The sequence below is a fragment of the Peptoniphilus harei genome (assembly GCF_016726485.1).
Classification (GTDB): Bacteria; Bacillota; Clostridia; order Tissierellales; family Peptoniphilaceae; genus Peptoniphilus_A; species Peptoniphilus_A harei.
In genome coordinates, this window is sequence record NZ_CP068103.1 from 678,875 (window position 1) to 695,091 (window position 16,217).

Annotated in this window: 19 protein-coding genes; 1 reads left to right on the top strand and 18 read right to left on the bottom strand. The window is 34.2% G+C overall.

Features of this window, described 5'->3' with window-relative positions:
* Positions 1 to 2 precede the first annotated feature (2 nt).
* The 7 genes from I6I93_RS03170 to I6I93_RS03200 are packed head-to-tail and all read right to left on the bottom strand — an operon-like array spanning position 3 to position 6,839.
* Positions 3 to 1,151, bottom strand: a complete 1,149-nt coding sequence (locus I6I93_RS03170) for an ABC transporter permease (RefSeq protein WP_070700769.1) — start codon at positions 1,149 to 1,151, stop codon at positions 3 to 5.
* A complete protein-coding gene (locus tag I6I93_RS03175; RefSeq protein ID WP_112889405.1) occupies positions 1,141 to 2,424 on the bottom strand; it encodes an ABC transporter permease in 1,284 nt (427 codons plus the stop codon). The genes I6I93_RS03170 and I6I93_RS03175 overlap by 11 nt, the downstream gene beginning before the upstream one ends.
* A gap of 8 nt (positions 2,425 to 2,432) precedes the next feature.
* Positions 2,433 to 3,716 (bottom strand): DUF2318 domain-containing protein, encoded by a 1,284-nt coding sequence (locus I6I93_RS03180; RefSeq protein WP_112889406.1) that lies wholly within the window; start codon positions 3,714 to 3,716, stop codon positions 2,433 to 2,435.
* 36 nt (positions 3,717 to 3,752) lie between these two features.
* Positions 3,753 to 4,418: an iron transporter gene (locus I6I93_RS03185; protein WP_070700760.1), complete on the bottom strand. Its 666-nt coding sequence runs from the start codon at positions 4,416 to 4,418 to the stop codon at positions 3,753 to 3,755.
* On the bottom strand, positions 4,412 to 5,764 hold the full coding sequence (locus I6I93_RS03190; protein WP_112889407.1) for an FTR1 family iron permease: 1,353 nt from the start codon (positions 5,762 to 5,764) through the stop codon (positions 4,412 to 4,414). Before I6I93_RS03190 ends, I6I93_RS03185 begins: the two co-directional genes overlap by 7 nt.
* A gap of 2 nt (positions 5,765 to 5,766) precedes the next feature.
* Positions 5,767 to 6,444: an ABC transporter ATP-binding protein gene (locus I6I93_RS03195; protein ID WP_005953819.1), complete on the bottom strand. Its 678-nt coding sequence runs from the start codon at positions 6,442 to 6,444 to the stop codon at positions 5,767 to 5,769.
* Entirely contained in the window at positions 6,444 to 6,839 is a 396-nt protein-coding gene (locus tag I6I93_RS03200; protein WP_070700756.1) for a DUF4418 family protein, read from the bottom strand. Before I6I93_RS03200 ends, I6I93_RS03195 begins: the two co-directional genes overlap by 1 nt.
* Positions 6,840 to 7,076: 237 nt before the next feature.
* Between I6I93_RS03200 and I6I93_RS09365 the strand changes: the two genes are divergently transcribed.
* Positions 7,077 to 7,217: a transposase gene (locus tag I6I93_RS09365; protein WP_306344731.1), complete on the top strand. Its 141-nt coding sequence runs from the start codon at positions 7,077 to 7,079 to the stop codon at positions 7,215 to 7,217.
* A gap of 208 nt (positions 7,218 to 7,425) precedes the next feature.
* Here I6I93_RS09365 and I6I93_RS03210 read toward each other — a convergent pair whose 3' ends face one another.
* The 11 genes from I6I93_RS03210 to I6I93_RS03260 form a co-directional block, all read right to left on the bottom strand.
* Positions 7,426 to 7,572 carry a FeoB-associated Cys-rich membrane protein gene (locus tag I6I93_RS03210; protein ID WP_112889408.1) on the bottom strand — a complete coding sequence of 49 codons (147 nt, stop codon included), beginning with the start codon at positions 7,570 to 7,572 and terminating at the stop codon, positions 7,426 to 7,428.
* On the bottom strand, positions 7,559 to 9,721 hold the full coding sequence (feoB, locus tag I6I93_RS03215; protein WP_112889409.1) for a ferrous iron transport protein B: 2,163 nt from the start codon (positions 9,719 to 9,721) through the stop codon (positions 7,559 to 7,561). The genes I6I93_RS03210 and feoB overlap by 14 nt, the downstream gene beginning before the upstream one ends.
* 1 nt (position 9,722) lies before the next feature.
* A complete protein-coding gene (locus tag I6I93_RS03220; RefSeq protein WP_112889410.1) occupies positions 9,723 to 9,962 on the bottom strand; it encodes a FeoA family protein in 240 nt (79 codons plus the stop codon).
* A 2-nt stretch (positions 9,963 to 9,964) separates the two neighbouring features.
* Positions 9,965 to 10,195 (bottom strand): FeoA family protein, encoded by a 231-nt coding sequence (locus tag I6I93_RS03225; RefSeq protein WP_112889411.1) that lies wholly within the window; start codon positions 10,193 to 10,195, stop codon positions 9,965 to 9,967.
* A 646-nt stretch (positions 10,196 to 10,841) separates the two neighbouring features.
* Positions 10,842 to 11,855, bottom strand: coding sequence for a zinc-ribbon domain-containing protein (locus I6I93_RS03230; protein ID WP_112889412.1), 1,014 nt, complete (start codon positions 11,853 to 11,855; stop codon positions 10,842 to 10,844).
* A gap of 10 nt (positions 11,856 to 11,865) precedes the next feature.
* Positions 11,866 to 12,411 carry an NYN domain-containing protein gene (locus I6I93_RS03235; RefSeq protein ID WP_112889413.1) on the bottom strand — a complete coding sequence of 182 codons (546 nt, stop codon included), beginning with the start codon at positions 12,409 to 12,411 and terminating at the stop codon, positions 11,866 to 11,868.
* Between the two features lie 12 nt (positions 12,412 to 12,423).
* The gene (gene rlmB, locus I6I93_RS03240; RefSeq protein ID WP_112889414.1) at positions 12,424 to 13,131 is read right to left on the bottom strand and encodes a 23S rRNA (guanosine(2251)-2'-O)-methyltransferase RlmB; all 708 of its coding nucleotides are present in this window, start codon (positions 13,129 to 13,131) and stop codon (positions 12,424 to 12,426) included.
* Entirely contained in the window at positions 13,128 to 13,889 is a 762-nt protein-coding gene (thyX, locus tag I6I93_RS03245; RefSeq protein WP_112889415.1) for an FAD-dependent thymidylate synthase, read from the bottom strand. Before thyX ends, rlmB begins: the two co-directional genes overlap by 4 nt.
* Positions 13,886 to 14,293: a Mini-ribonuclease 3 gene (locus I6I93_RS03250; RefSeq protein WP_112889416.1), complete on the bottom strand. Its 408-nt coding sequence runs from the start codon at positions 14,291 to 14,293 to the stop codon at positions 13,886 to 13,888. The genes thyX and I6I93_RS03250 overlap by 4 nt, the downstream gene beginning before the upstream one ends.
* Positions 14,278 to 15,675: a cysteine--tRNA ligase gene (gene cysS, locus I6I93_RS03255; RefSeq protein ID WP_112889417.1), complete on the bottom strand. Its 1,398-nt coding sequence runs from the start codon at positions 15,673 to 15,675 to the stop codon at positions 14,278 to 14,280. Before cysS ends, I6I93_RS03250 begins: the two co-directional genes overlap by 16 nt.
* A 36-nt stretch (positions 15,676 to 15,711) precedes the next feature.
* Entirely contained in the window at positions 15,712 to 16,200 is a 489-nt protein-coding gene (locus I6I93_RS03260) for an NUDIX hydrolase (RefSeq protein ID WP_112889418.1), read from the bottom strand.
* Positions 16,201 to 16,217: the final 17 nt, after the last annotated feature.

A 16,217-nucleotide genomic window follows, 5' to 3' on the forward strand; every position in this document is an offset into this window, starting at 1 on the left:
TTCTATTCTCCACGAAGCACTAAAGCTGGATCAATATCAACAGTTTTAGATACTGGTATTAAAGATGCAACTATAGTTATTACTATACAGACAATAATTGTCATAGGTACTAAAAGAGGCAAGAAACTTACCTTTCTAGCAAATACCGAAATACTTACTCTATTGGCAAATATATATCCTAATGCAACGCCTAAAAGTCCACCAAAAACCCCCAAAAATGCTCCTTCACCTAAAAAATCAACAATTACTGACGAATTTGTGGCGCCCAAAGCTTTCTTAAGACCTATTTCTTTACGCCTTTCAGTTACAACAGCCATCATTGTTGTGGATACACATATCATCATTATGAATAATACTATTATCGTTACAATGAAGACAAGAGCTTGTAATTTATTCAAAACTATATCTTGTGAGGCGGTAACTCTTTTTACCATTTGTGGAGTTAGAGATCCATCCTTTTGTGAAATATTTGATACTATTTTTGAAAGTTCATTTTGTTCAGCTTCTACTGAATATTCTACGACATCATAATTTTTGTCTTTAACAAGCTGTGAAATATCATCAATACCCATAAAAATAAGTTCTTCTTCTTTACCGCCTGTTGTTACAACTCCTGAAACAACAAAATTAGTATCTATAGAACCTTCTCCATTAACTTTGGGAGTATTTATAATAATTTTATCTCCTTCTTTTAATTCCAAAGCCTTTGAAACTTCATTACCTATTAAAACTTCTCTTGGTTTTTCAGGCCATGACCCATCAATAAGCCAGTATGGAGAATTTTCTTTCGCTCCCTTTAAATCTGTACCTGCAAGCATATAAGGTTGTTCATTAATTTTTGCATTTGTATAAATATAGGGTGCCTGACCGACAAGCTTTCCCGATGGAATTAACGATTTAATTTCATCTAACTGTTCATTGGTAATTTTTTTATCAGGGTTAGTGGGAATTACCAACATATTTGCACCATAAGACCTAAACTCCTTACCCATTTGTCTAGGAATATCATAGTAAATAGTAACAAGTCCTGAAATAATTGTTGCTCCCATAGCTATAGCAAGTAGTGCTGTTAACATTCTTGCACGTCTCCTTGCCAAGGAAGTCATTATCATTTTTAAGTAAAATTTATTTTTACTTTGTTTATCTGCCATGTAGTACCTCCGTTGGATTTAAATTCAAAAGGTATCTTATAGCTGGTATTGAACCCAATATTGTAACAAGAATAATAAGTATTGCTACAATAGGAACTACCATAGCTGTTGGAGCTATTGCTGAGCCAAAAACTGTTAGACCAATAATCTGAGTAAGTAGCAGACCAACACCGTAACCTATAACTGTTCCAAATATCGCTGTCAAAATTATTTCCACAAGAATTATACCAATTATTCTTCCATTTGACGCCCCTATAGCTTTTTGAAGTCCAATTTCATTAGATCTTTCCATTACAGATGCTGTAATAAGATTAGAAATACCAAAGCCTGAACCAATCAAAGTTAATACTGTAATTAAAACCATAAGAAGAGTAGTCTTATTTAAAATATCTCCTTCACTTTCTGCAACTTGGCGAATTGGCTTAGCTACAGAATCAGTCATTACTTCTGTTATTTGATAACAAATAGCAGAAACATAAGCTGTACAATACCATACTTCCCATTCCTTAATAGTTAAAGATAGTGGGTTTTTGGCAGCCTTTCTTGCTAAGTCATTGTCTGGTGTAGTAAGAGCTGATACTTCAACTTTATTTACAACTCCAGTAACTCCAGCAAATTCTTGTGCTGTTTTTAAAGTAGCATATATAAATGCATCTTCATCAGAACCTGATGAGAAAATACCCTTAACTTTTAATTTTTTGTTTAAATTATTGCTTTTTAGTTGGATTTCATCACCAACTTTAAATCCATTTCTGTCTGCAAAAATCTTTCCAAGCATAACTGAATCGCTATCATTTTCTGATAACCACTCGCCTTGAACTTCCCACCAGTTTTTAAGTCTAATCATACCAGTATCAACTGATTCTCCAGTAGGCAAATCCATATGATTATTAAACCATGTTCCTACCATCTTAGTATGTTTAGAATCATTATTATAAGAAACCCAAGTGTTAAGATATGGCGTATAGTCTACAATATTGTAAGCCCAAAAAATAGTTTTAATGTTAGGAAGTTCTGATTCCTTTAAATATTTTTGAACCTGCCCCTCTTTTTCTTGCATGCCATACAAATCATCAAGAAGGGAAGCTTCCTTAGGCAATACATTAATATTGGCTCCATAGGTCTTTAATTCTTGATTAACTTTATCTCCAACACCGAGCATGGTATTTAACATTGAAGTGGCAAGAGAAGCTCCGAGGGCAACTGTAAATGCAATAAGAGCCATCTTTCCCTTTTGTCTAAAAAGTGCTCCTTTAACTATTCTCCAAAACATAAGCCCTCCTACTTAAATACATAAGACAATGCGTCAAGATCCTTTGGCGCAATCTTTATCTTTTTATCATGGACAATGTATGGGAAAGGTATCGGGTTACATCCACCCTTAAAACCTATTGTACCCCTATTCATTACAACGTCGCACAACTTACAAATAACATCATCGCCTCTTTCAAAATATCCAGATGGACCACATATCTCGCAGGCATCAAGTACAACTCCATAGGAACCTTCTGATTTTTTAATGCAGAAAAATCTCATTTGTGCACCATCCTTTGCCTTATACAAATATCTGTGCAAATGCATATCCTCTAAGCTACTTAAAGGAATAACAATCATTCCATTTTCAGTTTGATAATCTTCAGGTGGTGAAAGGACCTGTTCCTTATTAGCATATGCCTTTCCAACCGTTAATGAAAAAGTATTAATAAATAGAACGGCAAGGAAAAAAATTGCCCAATGTCTTTTATTCTTCATTCTATACTTTATTTTTCTTAACTGAGCCCTATTGCTATATTCTTCATTAACTTTAATATTTTGCTTATATAAAATTACTGGAATAGCTATCATAATTAACATTGTTGCAAATAAAAACACATTTTCGTGATTAGCTATAAATGCAATAACTCTAAAAAAGTTAACATTTCTAGGAATGATTCCTTTAGAATAAAACCTTTGAATTATGATATTAAATTGGCTGATACCTGAACATATCAAGCTCAAAAAAACAATAATCTTTAAGATTTTACCTTCAAGTTTAACGGAGGACTTATATATGGCAAGTCCTGATAAAATCATCATGATTATCCCAAAAACAAAGCCTAAAATCCTAAAAAGTACAATAGTTGAAACAGCACTTTCGCCATAATATACAAATTTGTTTGATTGGTTAAATACATATGGTAAATAATAAAAACACATTCCTACAAGATAAACAACAACCGATGCTGAAATGAAATTATCATAAATTTTAGCATTTATCTTATCTTCAAATATCATAAAAATTAATATTAAAAATACCGAGATAACTATGGGCACCATAGACCAGAAATTCAATTCTGTCCTATTAATAAAATTAGGTATATTTCTTATAATTATTGAAACAATTGCTGCAATTATCCCTAAAATTAAAGAAATTATAATAACATGCTTTTTATATTTACTTTCTTTAGTTATATAATAGGCAAGCATTAAAGAAATCATTAGAGAAAAGGCTATTCCCGCCTCCATAACTTTAATAAAAATTTTTAAAATAATTTCACCCCCGATAAATGTATATAAGGGGAACATGAATTCCCCTTATAAATATTATAAATTTTTAAAACTTTACCATTGTGGTCCGTTCCATTCGAAGTCAGTCCATTCTGCAACAAGTGGTTCTGTCCAGAATCTACCTGTTACACCAGTTTCTTTATCTACGTGTAGTAAGTAGTCATTACCTGGTGCAGTAACTTCAAATTTTACATTATAAACGCCAACACCTTCGTCAAATTTAACATTTGCACCATAGTGTGGACCATCAGATGCGTTCATTGGCATGAAGGCTACTTCTTGAACATGGTCTGAACCTTCCTTTTGTAAATAAGCTTTTACTTGTAACCATGGAACGAAATCACCAACACCATAACCTAATGTCGCACCTTCTTGTGATGCTGTAATGTCAGCTTCAATATGGCAATCAGCTTCTTCTTTAGGAATTGAGTTTCCTGCTGGTTCCATATCTACTGGTTGGAAATATACACCTGAGATTACTAGAGGTCCTTCAGTATGATCATCGCCAATTGGAAATTCTTCAAATCCTGCATCTTCTCCTGGAGCTGCAGCTTTTGCATCTCCTGTTTCTTTTTTGTTTTCTTCAGCTGGTGTTTTTTCTTCTGTAGAAGTTTTAGCTGTATTATTAGCTTTTGTATCTTCTTTTTTACCACAAGCTGTAAACATTAATGCACACACAAGCGTCATAACAACAAGAAATAAACTTTTCTTTTTTAACATAATACCCTCCTATTTTTTTCTTGGCTGGCTTCAAGCTCAGCTCTAATTTTTTTGTTTCTATTATTTTGATAGATAACAGAAACAATGGTTACTACTAATAGAATAATTTGTGGAATAAGATTTTCATACCTATCGTATATACCTATAACTTCAGCAGACCATCCATTCATCCAAGGAACTACAGTTCTGCCAATTACATCTGCTTCTTGTAATTCTCCTATGCCCTTTCCTAAGAAAGACAAGCAAAGTATAAACATTAGCCAAGAAGTAAATGTAAAGAATGGTTTTAATGGTAGCCTTACAGAAACTTTAGCAATTAAATAATATACAATTGCAAGTATTATCGCGGCAACTAAAAGTCCAATCCACATATGCATCGGATTATCAGAAATGCCTGTTCTCATACCTTGGAAAAACAAAATAAGTTCTGCACCCTCTCTTGCTACTGCTAAGAATGAAGTGAAAGATAAGGCAAAATAATTACCCTTGGAAACAGATTGTTCAACTTTGTTTTTAATGTATCTATTCCAAACTTCAACTTCAGATTTAGAAAGCATCCAATTGGATACATAAAATAGTACGATAACAGCAAGAAACATCGCAATTCCTTCGAATATTTCTTGCCCCATTCCAGACTCAACTTCTCCCACTGTATTGGCGATGATATTAAATACTCCAGCTAGGACTGCTGAAAAAACAATGCCTAGCAAGGCTCCAATATATACACCTTTTAAATAAATTCTATTATTAGTCTTTGATAAATATGCAGCAATGGCAGCTACAACTAAAATGGCTTCAAGTCCTTCACGAAGTGTAAGTCCAAGAACTGCAAAAAATGTACCATATCTTTTTAGCAGCTCTCCCAACAATTGACCTGTTGAAAGGCTATTTGCATCTTCTTGACTTTGACCACTGGACTTAGAATCTCCAGAGGTTCCATCAAGAGTATGGGCATCTTCATGAAGATAAGTTATAAGTGCATCAATTTCATCTTTAACTTCTTTTGGATCTGCATCTTCTTTGATAGAATTTTTTGCTCTGTAAAATTGATGTTCAACCATTGAACCCCTTTGGCCTGAAATTGCAGACATAGTTGTTTTTTCAAATCCAATTTTTTCATAGAATTTAAAGTAAGCAACATTAACTGCATCTGTGGCTGCTTTTTTAGCATCCTTATCTCCAGGCTTGTAAACTTCCACAGCTTTTTGTAAATGTTCTGACATAGCATCAGCGACTTCAACCCAGTTAGCATAATTTGTTTCTGCTGCAAAAGCAGGCATGAAAGTGAGGCTAATCATGATTACTATCATTGCGAAAATGCTAGCCCTTTTCTTTAATAAATTCATCTCTATCCCTCTTTTTTTATTAAACTTCCATCTTCCATTTGGCAAAGCGTATTGCCATATTTTAAAATATCAAGCTCATGAGTAACTATAATAAGTGCAGTACCTTTAGAATTTATTTTTTTTAATAAATCCATTATCTCCATAGTAGTATTTTTATCCAAATCACTTGTAGGCTCATCTAAAATCAAAAGTTCCGGCGAATTAATCATAGATCTGGCTATCAGCACTCTTTTTAGCTCTCCTCCAGATAAATTTTTAGGAAAATCATCTTTCAAATGCAAAATTCCCATCTCATCAAGAAGCATAGCTGCTTTTTCATAAGCAGAGTCATCTCTTTTAAATAGATAATAAGGAAGAGACACATTCTCTAAAACATTTAAATTTGGAAGTGTTCCTAGACTTTGTGGCACAAAACCTATGACTTCATTCCTATATTTGCTAATTTCTCTATCAGAAAAATCACTCATATCTTTGCCCTTAGCAAAAATTTTACCTTCAGTCGGTTTTAATAAACCAGACAAAAGATTTAAAAAAGTTGACTTCCCAGAACCACTTCTGCCAATTATATTGACAAAATCTCCCTCCTCCAAGGTAAAGTTTACATTTTTAACTGCAAAAAGTGTATTAGAACCTCTCTTAAAACTCTTGCTTAAATTTTCAGTTTTAATTATTGATTCCATTATGAATTTCTTTCTTTCATACAATAATAAATATTAGCTAAAACCAATATGCCTGACAACAATGTGCAAAATGGAATGGTTTTTGCTCTGCAAGCCATATCAGCTTTCATGCATCCACCAATAAGTACATGAGCGTTTAGTATCTCTAAAATACCAATTGCTATATTTGAAATAGATAATCCTAAAGATATTTTTGAATCTTTAACTACAATAAGAATGATTGCTAATACTAAAATGACTGCGCCAATACCCATAGTCATATTTCCCATCCAATGGCATTTCATGAACATCCCATTTTCCATAGGAGGACAAACTGGTGTTATAAATTTTGGTGCAAGCACTAACAAGAGACCTATAATAGCAGAAATATATCCTAAAATCTTTTTTCTACTCATTTTAATTATCCTTTCTACTTATCTTTATTGATGACATTGTAATATAAAAACGTGTTTATATTTTTTTGAAAATTACATTAATTAAATGTAATTTGGTAATTAATATCATTTAATAATCATTTTTAATTATAGTATGTAATTTTATTAAATTTTTATAAGATTTTCTTAAAATATATTTAATAAAATTTAAAAGAATTTAGATCTTGTGTCACTGCTTTTAATAAGTGGTTTGATGAAATATGCAATTCTTTTGACTATCCTTGGTCTAATGGTCCACTTGAAGGTACTCATACTAAGATAAAGACTTTAAAGAGAAATTGTTTTGGTATGAAAAACTTCAATTTGTTTAGAAAAAGAATTATGTTTGCTTGTAAGTAATGATGGGAAAACAGGAAAATTCCGCAAAACCCCTAGGAGTTTTGTTTCTATGCTCATTTTTAAAGTTTTTTAGTTGTTTTAGGATTGATAGTTTAATTAGCGTCTAAGTGTTGATTTTTAAATGAAAAGAGAGACTCGAGTTAACGAGTCTCCCCAATATTTGACATAGAGCCAAAAAGAATACTCCCTAAGAAGTATTCTTCAAAAATTATTTTTCTATTTCATGACTTGGACAAGCTGTGTGACAAGAGTCACATCCACAGCCGCATCCATCTTTTTTACTAAAAACTCTTTTTAATGCAAGTGCAAGTGCAAGAATAATTACTAGACCAATAACAATATTAATTGGATTCATACTTTACCACCTCGTCATTTTCCTTGTTTGAAAAATTTTTATTTTCAAGCTTTGACCTATCCTTCCTAAAGAGTAAATATCCGTAGATAAATAATACTACTACTGCAAGACCTGTCATCAGGTTAAAGGATCCGCCTTCGATTACTCTTCCAAATTGGTAAATCATAAAGGCAACTGTGTAAGAGAAAAGTAATTGGTAACCAATTGCTAGTCCAAACCACTTATTTGAACCCATTTCTTCTTTTATTGCTCCCGTTGCTGCAAAGCAAGGAACTGTAAGTTGATTAAAGAAGACAAAGGCAAAGGCTGATGCCACAGAGAATTTAGAAGCTACAAGAGCAACCATGCTGGAATCCTCTGCTCCAACTTCTCCTATACCTGCAAGAACTCCATAAGTTCCTACTACAATTTCTTTGGCAACTAGGCCAAGGATTGTAGCAACACTTGCCATCCAATCTCCAAATCCAAGTGGAGCAAAGATTGGTGCAATAATTTTACCAAATCCTGCTAAAATTGAATCTTCTGGATCTGCATTGAAATCCACGAAGTGTCCATCAAGGGAGATAGATTTTAATAAGAAGACTGCAACTGTTGCAAGAAGGATTACTGTACCTGCCTTAACAATAAAGGCCTTACATCTAAACCAAGTTGCTTTGAAAATATTTCTTGCACTTGGCATATGATATTCAGGAAGTTCCATTACAAAAGGTGCAGGATCTCCTGAGAAGTACTTAGTCTTCTTTAAGATTATACCTGAAACAACTACTGCCATTATCCCTCCGAAGTACCAAATAGGTGCGTACCACCAGCTGCCACCTAAGAAGGCAGCAAACATGGCAATAACATCAAGCTTTGCACCACATGGCATGAAAGAGGCAGTCATTATTGTCATCCTTCTGTCGTTGTCTGACTCAATTGTCCTTGTTCCCATAATGGCAGGAACTGAACAACCTGTTCCCATAAGAATTGGAATGAAAGACTTACCTGATAGACCAAACTTTCTAAATACCCTGTCTAGGATAAAGGCAATTCTTGACATATAACCAATATCTTCAAGGATTGCAATAAATAGGAATAAAACTGCAATTACTGGTAAGAAACCAAGTACAGCCCCAACACCAGCAATAATACCATCAACTAATAGTGATGTTAAAAATTCTGATGTGCCAGCATTTTCCAAAAATCCTCTAAAGTTTTCGCCAATAATTTCTGTGAAGAAAACGTCATTTACCCAGTCAGTCACTGGACCTCCAACGAAGTTAATGGCAATTATATAAACAAGAGTTATAACTCCAACAAAAATTGGGATTGAAAGGAATCTGTTTGTGACTATCCTGTCGATTTTGTCAGAAGTTGTCATTCCCTTTCTTCCCTTTTTCACGGTGTCCTTTGTAACATTCGAAACAAAGTTGTACCTTCCGTCTGTGATAATTCCCTCTCCGTCGTCGTCATACTTTTCTTCAGCTTCTTCTATTATTTCTTCAAGCCTTCTAGTTTCCTTGCCGTAAAGTGGAAACTCTTTCATTATTTTTTCATCTTGCTCAAATAACTTAACTGCAAGCCATCTCTTAGCAGGATTGTCCTTGATAACAGAAAATTCTTCGATTTCTTTTATATATTTTTCTACATCTTCTTCAAACTCTTGATAAGTCATCTTCTTTTGACCTGCAACAGACTTGGCAGTTTCAATTAACTTATCAATGTTTTCATTTTTAAGAGCAGAAATCTCAACAATTTTACAACCAAGATCTTTTTCTAACTTCTTAATGTCAATGAAGTCGTTGTTCTTTCTCACAACATCCATCATGTTTAGGGCAATCACAACAGGGATTCCCAGTTCAAGCAGTTGAGTTGCTAAAAATAAGTTTCTTTCGATATTTGTTGCGTCAACAACATCTATAATTACATCAGGTCTTTCATTTACAAGATAGTCCCTTGATACAACTTCTTCCAAAGTGTAGGGAGAAAGGGAATAAATTCCCGGCAAATCTGTAAAGTGAACTTCTTTATCTTTTTTATACTTACCAGTCTTTTGTTCAACAGTTACCCCTGGCCAGTTACCAACATATTGGTTGGAACCAGTTAAACTGTTGAAAAGCGTGGACTTACCACTATTGGGATTACCGGCAAGTGCAATAGTTATTGCCATCTTAATCCTCCTTTTCTATCTCTTCGACAGAAATCAGTTCAGCATCAGCTCGTCTTAGGCTGAGCTCGTAATTTCTTATATTAATTTGAATAGGGTCACCTAGGGGTGCAACCTTTCTTATGTAAATTTCTGCATTTTTTGTTATACCCATGTCCATAATCCTTCTCTTTAGAGGACCTGTACCATTAATTTTTTTAACTATATAGTATTTTCCCACTACTGCATCTTTTAAAGTTTGCAAGCTTACATCTCCTCTACCATAATTTTTTTCGCTATGTCTTTACCAATTGCAACTCTTGCATCCTTAATGGAAACAATTAAGTTGCCGTCATTTTCATTTACAACTTTTATAACTGCGCCCTTAACAAAACCGAGATTTGCCAGGTGAGACTCTGTTACATCACTGTTCCTAAGAGTCTTAACCCTTAAAATTTTAAAATTTACATTTAAGGGAGCCATTAATAAGCTAAGCATTTGATCACTCGTTTCTAATTTATATAAATTCATTAAACTTAAATCAATATTTGAATTTGATTATCATTTGCTTAATTATTATAACATAGGTAATTGAAAATTTAAATCAATTCCCCAATTTTTTTAAAAAATTGAATATTTTTAAGATTGAGAATATTTTTGATTTCTCTTTCTTATGTTGCCTTGTATATTATAATTTTCTTTTTTTTATTGGCCAATATAATAGAAGAATTTTAATAAGAAAGGCTCGTTTATTTTTTGTTAGATAGTAAATTTTAGTAATTTCTTTAATTTTTATTGCCTGATAAATTTTTATAATCTATTTGAATTCTATTACTTAATAATTTCTTATAGCTTATTTGAACTCTATGGCCTAATGAATTTTTAATTCTAATAGCCTTACTAATACTTGCAGGGCCATAAACTTTTACAAGTTTATAAAAATTTGTGACCTTGTATTTTTTATTAACTCTATAAGCCTTAATAGGTCTATAATTTTTTATAACTTACCTATTATTTAAAGCTCAAACTTTTTTACTGTGTCACTTGTCTTTTCTAAGTCCATAATTGTTTACGACTTCATAATTTTTATATCAAAGAAAATATTCCAATAAAAAAAGACAGCCTCTCGACTGTCAAATTTTTATTATTTTGCTTCTCCATTTAAGGTTCTGTAACTTATCCATCCATTACCTACATTACACCAAGTTCTTCCATCAGCTCTTCTTGTGTCGTAAACGTAAACTGGGTCTCCCTTATGAAGAACATAAGAGATAGTGTAGGCAAATCCTGGCCCACTTCTCACATTGGCCTTGCCTGAGGTTACAAATTGATAAGTGCCAATAAGACTTGATACTTCACGGTTTTGAAGCTTTTTTATTTGAGTTTCTAACTCATCAGCTCTTGCCTTTTGCTTTGTGGCTTCACTTTCTTCTTGAGCCTTCTTTTCGTTGTTTGTCTTTTCAAGATTTATATCTTCAAGCATTTTTTTAAAGTCTGCGTTTTCGGGATCAAGAGCTATATATTCGTTTAACCTATTGATGGCCCCGTCATAATTTTTGCTGGATTTTAACTGATTTATTTCTGCCTTCATTCCAGCGTAGTTCTTTTCAATAAGGGCATCAACTTTTTCTCTTAAGTCATCGTCTTCTTCCACTTGAATATCCTTTAGGTTGGCAAGTGAAGCTTCATAGTCTCTAGCCTCATATTTTTTATTGGCCTTATTTAGAAGGTCTTTATTTTCTAAGATTTTGTCAATATTGTTAATTTCATCTAAGTACTCTTTCTTAGAAGACTTTTCATAAAGTTGGCTAAATTTTTCTCTGGCTTCCTTATAATTTTTGGCCTCAAGATTAGCCCTTGCAGATGCCTCAAGTTTTGAGTATTTGTATTTGCTAAATCCAAAATTAAATATTAGGGAAAAAGCCAATAGTCCAACAACTACTAAGCCAAAAACTAATCCCTTTTGCTTAAGGCTCATGGAGTCATCTTTGAAGGAATTATTATTTACTATTTTATCATGGTCTTCTTCATAATAATCCTGCTTATTTTTTATTATTTCTGTTTTAGAAAAATCACTTTCTTCTCTCAAATCGTGACCACATTCCATACAAAATAAAGCATCTTCCTTATTTTCTTTTCCACAATTTTTGCACTTCATCTTAAACCTCCTAACTATTCTTTTTCGTCATATCATGTTTTAATTTCTTGAGCTTATGAATTATATCTTCATCAAGGGTTGTAACCCTTTCTTCCTTTAGTTTCTTGGCCACGTAGTTCACCTTATTTTTAGAATTATTCACTTCAGCTTCAAGCTCTCTTGCTGAAATCCTAGTTCCACCACGAGATAAAATTATCTGCTGCTCTACATTGTCGCTTGTAGCTACCCGAACATTGGTGAGCTTGCCTATTTCATCAAGTTGCCTCTCAATATAGTGGTCTGCCGTTTCAAATTCCTTGGTAAAGATTACATCAATCCCATCTCTCTTGTAGGTCTTGCCGCCAGATTTTTTCACCAAGTAGGCATCAAAGACTAGGATGATGTGCTCCTTTGTCGTGTGAGAAAATTCAATCATAGTGTCTATTAATTCATTTCTCGCATCTTCAAGAGATACATTTTTTAATTCAATTAAGGATTGCCAAGAATTTATTATATTGTATCCATCGACAAAGAGATAATTTACATCCCTTCTGTACCTACTCTTTCGCCTTCTCATTTTTATACTCTGTTATCTTCTAATCTCATACATGACAATTGCTGCTGCTACTGATGCGTTAAGTGAGTCGAAGTCAGAAAAATTTGGAATAGTTATAATCTTGTCGGAATTTTTCAAAATATTTTTTGAAACTCCCTTGCCCTCGTTGCCTATAACTATAGCTGCCTTGCCAGAGAAGTCGCATTCCCTTATGTCTTCTCCCTCAAGGTCTGTTGCATATATCCAAAAACCTGCTTCCTTTAACTTGTCAATGGATTGAGAAATATTTGAAACCTTGCAGACATCAATATCATAAATTGCTCCAGCAGAAGATTTTACCACAGTGTCATTTACTGTTGCGGCCCTCCTGTTGGGGAAGATTATGGCATCAACCCCAAAGAAGTTGGAACTTCTTGCAATGGCTCCAAAATTGTGAGGATCTTCTATCTTATCTAAGATGAAAATTCTCGCATCTTCCTTGTCTTCCAATTTTCTTATTAGGTCCTCAAGTTCAATATATTCAAAGTCACTTACAAGGGCCACTACTGCTTGGTGGTTTTTTGTGCCAGCAAGTTCTTCTAGCTTTTCATTGTCACTTGTAACTGCAGGGATCCTTGCATCTCTAGCCATGCCAAGGATTTTCTTTATAGATCCACTAGCATTTTTCCCTACATAAATTTTTTCTACTTCTTTATTTTTAATGGCCTCCATAACTGGGCCTCTTCCGTATATATATTTCATTTTAAATTCTTAAACTTCTCTCTAATTTCCTTTGCCTTGCCGCAAGTCATCTTTCCTTCAGGACATGGTCCACTTACACAAGCCGGTCCTTGGTCCCTAAATAATAGTGGGGCAACTTCTTTTACTTCTTTTAGCATTTCTGTTGCAAGTTCTCTTATTTCCCATTGGGCCCTTTCACAACATCTCACTGTGAAGAAGTGTCTTAGAGTCCTAACATTCATTGTGACAACAATTTTTGTCTCACAAGCATTAGGGAAGACATACCTTGCATCTTCTATGGACATTTTTTCCACAGACTTCCTTGCCTTGGCTTCATCCATTCCTTCCTCTATTAAAGGTCTTGCATTTTCTTCTACTAATATGTCAACTAACTTGTCGTAGTCCTCTTGATCCCTCTTCATTGCCTCTATAAAAACTTTTTTTGCTTCCTCATTTTTTTCTATTTGAGGTGGAATAATATATTCAAAGGAATCAAGCTTTACATACCTTTGGGATTGTTGTGAATAGGAGGCAAGTCTGTGTCTTACAAGTTGATGAGTAAGGGTCCTTGAAACTCCTTCTATTGCAAAGGTAAAGCTAACGTGTTCTAGTGGAGATAAGTGAGAAAAAGACATAAGTCTATCTAAAAACTTTTCTGTAGATTCCTCTGTCAAATTTTCTGTAATCTCTTCAACACCAACTCTTGAATAGCAAAGTTTTGCAGCTGCAGCAATGGTCTTGTCTGGATCCATTGTGTGCGAAATAATTTTTACCTTCATCCTATCATCTCCTTAAATAAGTCCCTAATCCTATCGTATCTCTTTAAGAGGTAGAGATAGCCATAAAGGGCCTCAACTCCAGTTGCAATCCTGTAGTCAATTGGATCTGCGTTCTTTGGCACTGTGTGAGACTTGGCATTTCGTCCCCTCTTAAAAATCCTATATTCATCTTCTGTCAAGAGGTCTTCTATTTTTTCAAAAAGCTCTCTTTGGCCCTTGGCCCTGACATATTTTATGCTTTCCCTGTGAAGCTTGTTGGGGTTCTTTCTCAAATCTAGGATTTCACTCCTGACTAAGATTTCAAAACAAGCATCACCTATGTAAGCTAGGGCAAGGGGACTTAGTTCCCTTACCTCAGCTTCACTATAATTTTTAACTTCTAAAAAATTTAAATTCTCTTCCAAGTTGTTCCACTTCTCGTATCTTCTATTTCAATGCCCATGTTCTTCAACTCATCACGAATTTCATCAGCCCTAGCGAAGTCCTTGTTCTTCCTAGCCTCATTTCTTTCCTTGATAAGTTCTTCTATATCATTTGATATTTCTTCTCTTTCTTCTTCCATAATTCCAAGAACCTTAGTTAGTTTCTTTAAAAGCTCTAAGGATTTTTCTAGGATTTCTTTGGAAGAATTTTCGTCTAAGTTTAAGTTAATGTCCTTAACTAAGTCAAAGATTGCTGTAATTGCATCAGCTGTATTTAGGTCGTCTTCCATAGCTGATTCAAATTTTTCAATATGCTTGTCATAACCCTTTAATAAGGCTTCTTCATCTTCTGTCATTTTTTCTACAGAAGTTTTTTCTATAGCATCTTCAAGCTTGTACTTTGCGTTGTAAAGTCTCTTGCTTGAATTTTTTGTCTGTTCCATTACTTCTCTTGAGAAATTAATTGGTGAACGGTATTGAGTTGTCAAAAGGAAAAATCTCAAGACTTCTAGGTCAAACTCTTGGGAGATTTCCCTAACTGTGAAGAAGTTGCCCTTAGATTTTGACATCTTTTCATTATCAACAGTTATCATTCCATTGTGAAGCCAGTAGTTGGCGAAGGGAACGTCGTTGCAAGTTTCTGATTGAGCAATTTCATTTTCATGGTGAGGGAATTGTAGGTCCTCGCCACCTGTGTGGATGTCTATGTTGTCGCCAATAATAGTCTTGGCCATTACAGAACACTCGATGTGCCAGCCAGGTCTCCCTTCTCCCCAAGGTGCTTTCCAGAAGGGTTCTCCTTCTTTTTTATTCTTCCAAAGGGCAAAGTCTTGCGGATTTTTCTTATTATCATTTACATCAACCCTGTGGCCAGAGATTAGGTCTTCAAGATTTTTTCTTGAAAGTTTTCCATAGTCCTTGGCGTGACTAATGTCAAAGTAAACATCACCATTGGACACATAAGCTGCACCCTTGTCTACAAGAGTTTGAATAAAATCAATAATTTCATCAATGTGTTCAGTCGCCCTTGGATTTATAGTTTCATAGTCATAAAGGTGGAGGCCACCTGCATCCTTTTTAAATTCTTTTATATATCTTTCGGCAATATCAGAAACCTTAACACCTTCATCATTTGCCTTGTTAATCATCTTGTCGTCAATATCTGTGAAGTTAACTACAAACTTAACCTTCATCCCCTTGTAGTCAAAGTACCTTCTCAAGGTATCAAATACAACAAGAGGTCTTGCGTTACCAACGTGAATAAAGTTGTAAACAGTTGGGCCACAGTTGTAGATTCCAACTTCGCCCTCCTTAATTGGCACAAAGTCTTCTTTTTTTCTCGTTAGAGTATTGTATAATTTCATAAATCCTCCTATAAAAAAACGCCTCATTTGAGACGATTATATACCTCTGAAAAATTTTTCGTAGTAATCAAGTCCAATAAAAGTTTTGTCTTCAACCATTTTTTGAATCTTTTCCACGCTGGCTATGTCAACATCCATAACCTCTTCCTCCTGCATGACTATTTCATCAAGAGAAACATTTTTACGCACTAGAAAAATATAAAATATTGTGTTTTTTTCAGTGATTATCCTCTTGAGCTTGAGCTCATCTTCTCTTATATCGATGCCAAGCTCTTCCTTAAATTCACGTACCATGCCCTCTTTGGGAGTCTCTCTAGATATAACAGACCCACCTGCAGAGCAATACCACATGCCAGCAAAGGATTTTTTGCTAAGAGACCTTCTCTGGATAATAAAATTTCCATCATCTCTTAAAATCCAACCCTCAACTATAAGGTGGTAATCACTATTTCTAAGACGCTGTCCTTTTCTTATGACCCGTCTCTTCCATTTTCCATTTTTATCATATACATCCCAATATTCCACGACAAAACTCCTCATAG

Bases quoted from the DNA above. Each gene is read 5' to 3' on its own strand.
- I6I93_RS03200 (WP_070700756.1), bottom strand. From the start codon at position 6,839: ATGAGTAGAAAAAAGATTTTAGGATATATTTCTGCTATTATAGGTCTC.
- I6I93_RS03235 (WP_112889413.1), bottom strand. From the start codon at position 12,411: ATGAGAAGGCGAAAGAGTAGGTACAGAAGGGATGTAAATTATCTCTTT.
- cysS (WP_112889417.1), bottom strand. From the start codon at position 15,675: ATGAAATTATACAATACTCTAACGAGAAAAAAAGAAGACTTTGTGCCA.
- feoB (WP_112889409.1), bottom strand. From the start codon at position 9,721: ATGGCAATAACTATTGCACTTGCCGGTAATCCCAATAGTGGTAAGTCC.
- I6I93_RS03210 (WP_112889408.1), bottom strand. From the start codon at position 7,572: ATGAATCCAATTAATATTGTTATTGGTCTAGTAATTATTCTTGCACTT.
- I6I93_RS03170 (WP_070700769.1), bottom strand. From the start codon at position 1,151: ATGGCAGATAAACAAAGTAAAAATAAATTTTACTTAAAAATGATAATG.
- I6I93_RS03175 (WP_112889405.1), bottom strand. From the start codon at position 2,424: ATGTTTTGGAGAATAGTTAAAGGAGCACTTTTTAGACAAAAGGGAAAG.
- I6I93_RS03180 (WP_112889406.1), bottom strand. From the start codon at position 3,716: ATGTTCCCCTTATATACATTTATCGGGGGTGAAATTATTTTAAAAATT.
- I6I93_RS03190 (WP_112889407.1), bottom strand. From the start codon at position 5,764: ATGAATTTATTAAAGAAAAGGGCTAGCATTTTCGCAATGATAGTAATC.
- rlmB (WP_112889414.1), bottom strand. From the start codon at position 13,131: ATGAAATATATATACGGAAGAGGCCCAGTTATGGAGGCCATTAAAAAT.
- thyX (WP_112889415.1), bottom strand. From the start codon at position 13,889: ATGAAGGTAAAAATTATTTCGCACACAATGGATCCAGACAAGACCATT.
- I6I93_RS03195 (WP_005953819.1), bottom strand. From the start codon at position 6,444: ATGGAATCAATAATTAAAACTGAAAATTTAAGCAAGAGTTTTAAGAGA.
- I6I93_RS03225 (WP_112889411.1), bottom strand. From the start codon at position 10,195: ATGCTTAGCTTATTAATGGCTCCCTTAAATGTAAATTTTAAAATTTTA.
- I6I93_RS03185 (WP_070700760.1), bottom strand. From the start codon at position 4,418: ATGTTAAAAAAGAAAAGTTTATTTCTTGTTGTTATGACGCTTGTGTGT.
- I6I93_RS03230 (WP_112889412.1), bottom strand. From the start codon at position 11,855: ATGAAGTGCAAAAATTGTGGAAAAGAAAATAAGGAAGATGCTTTATTT.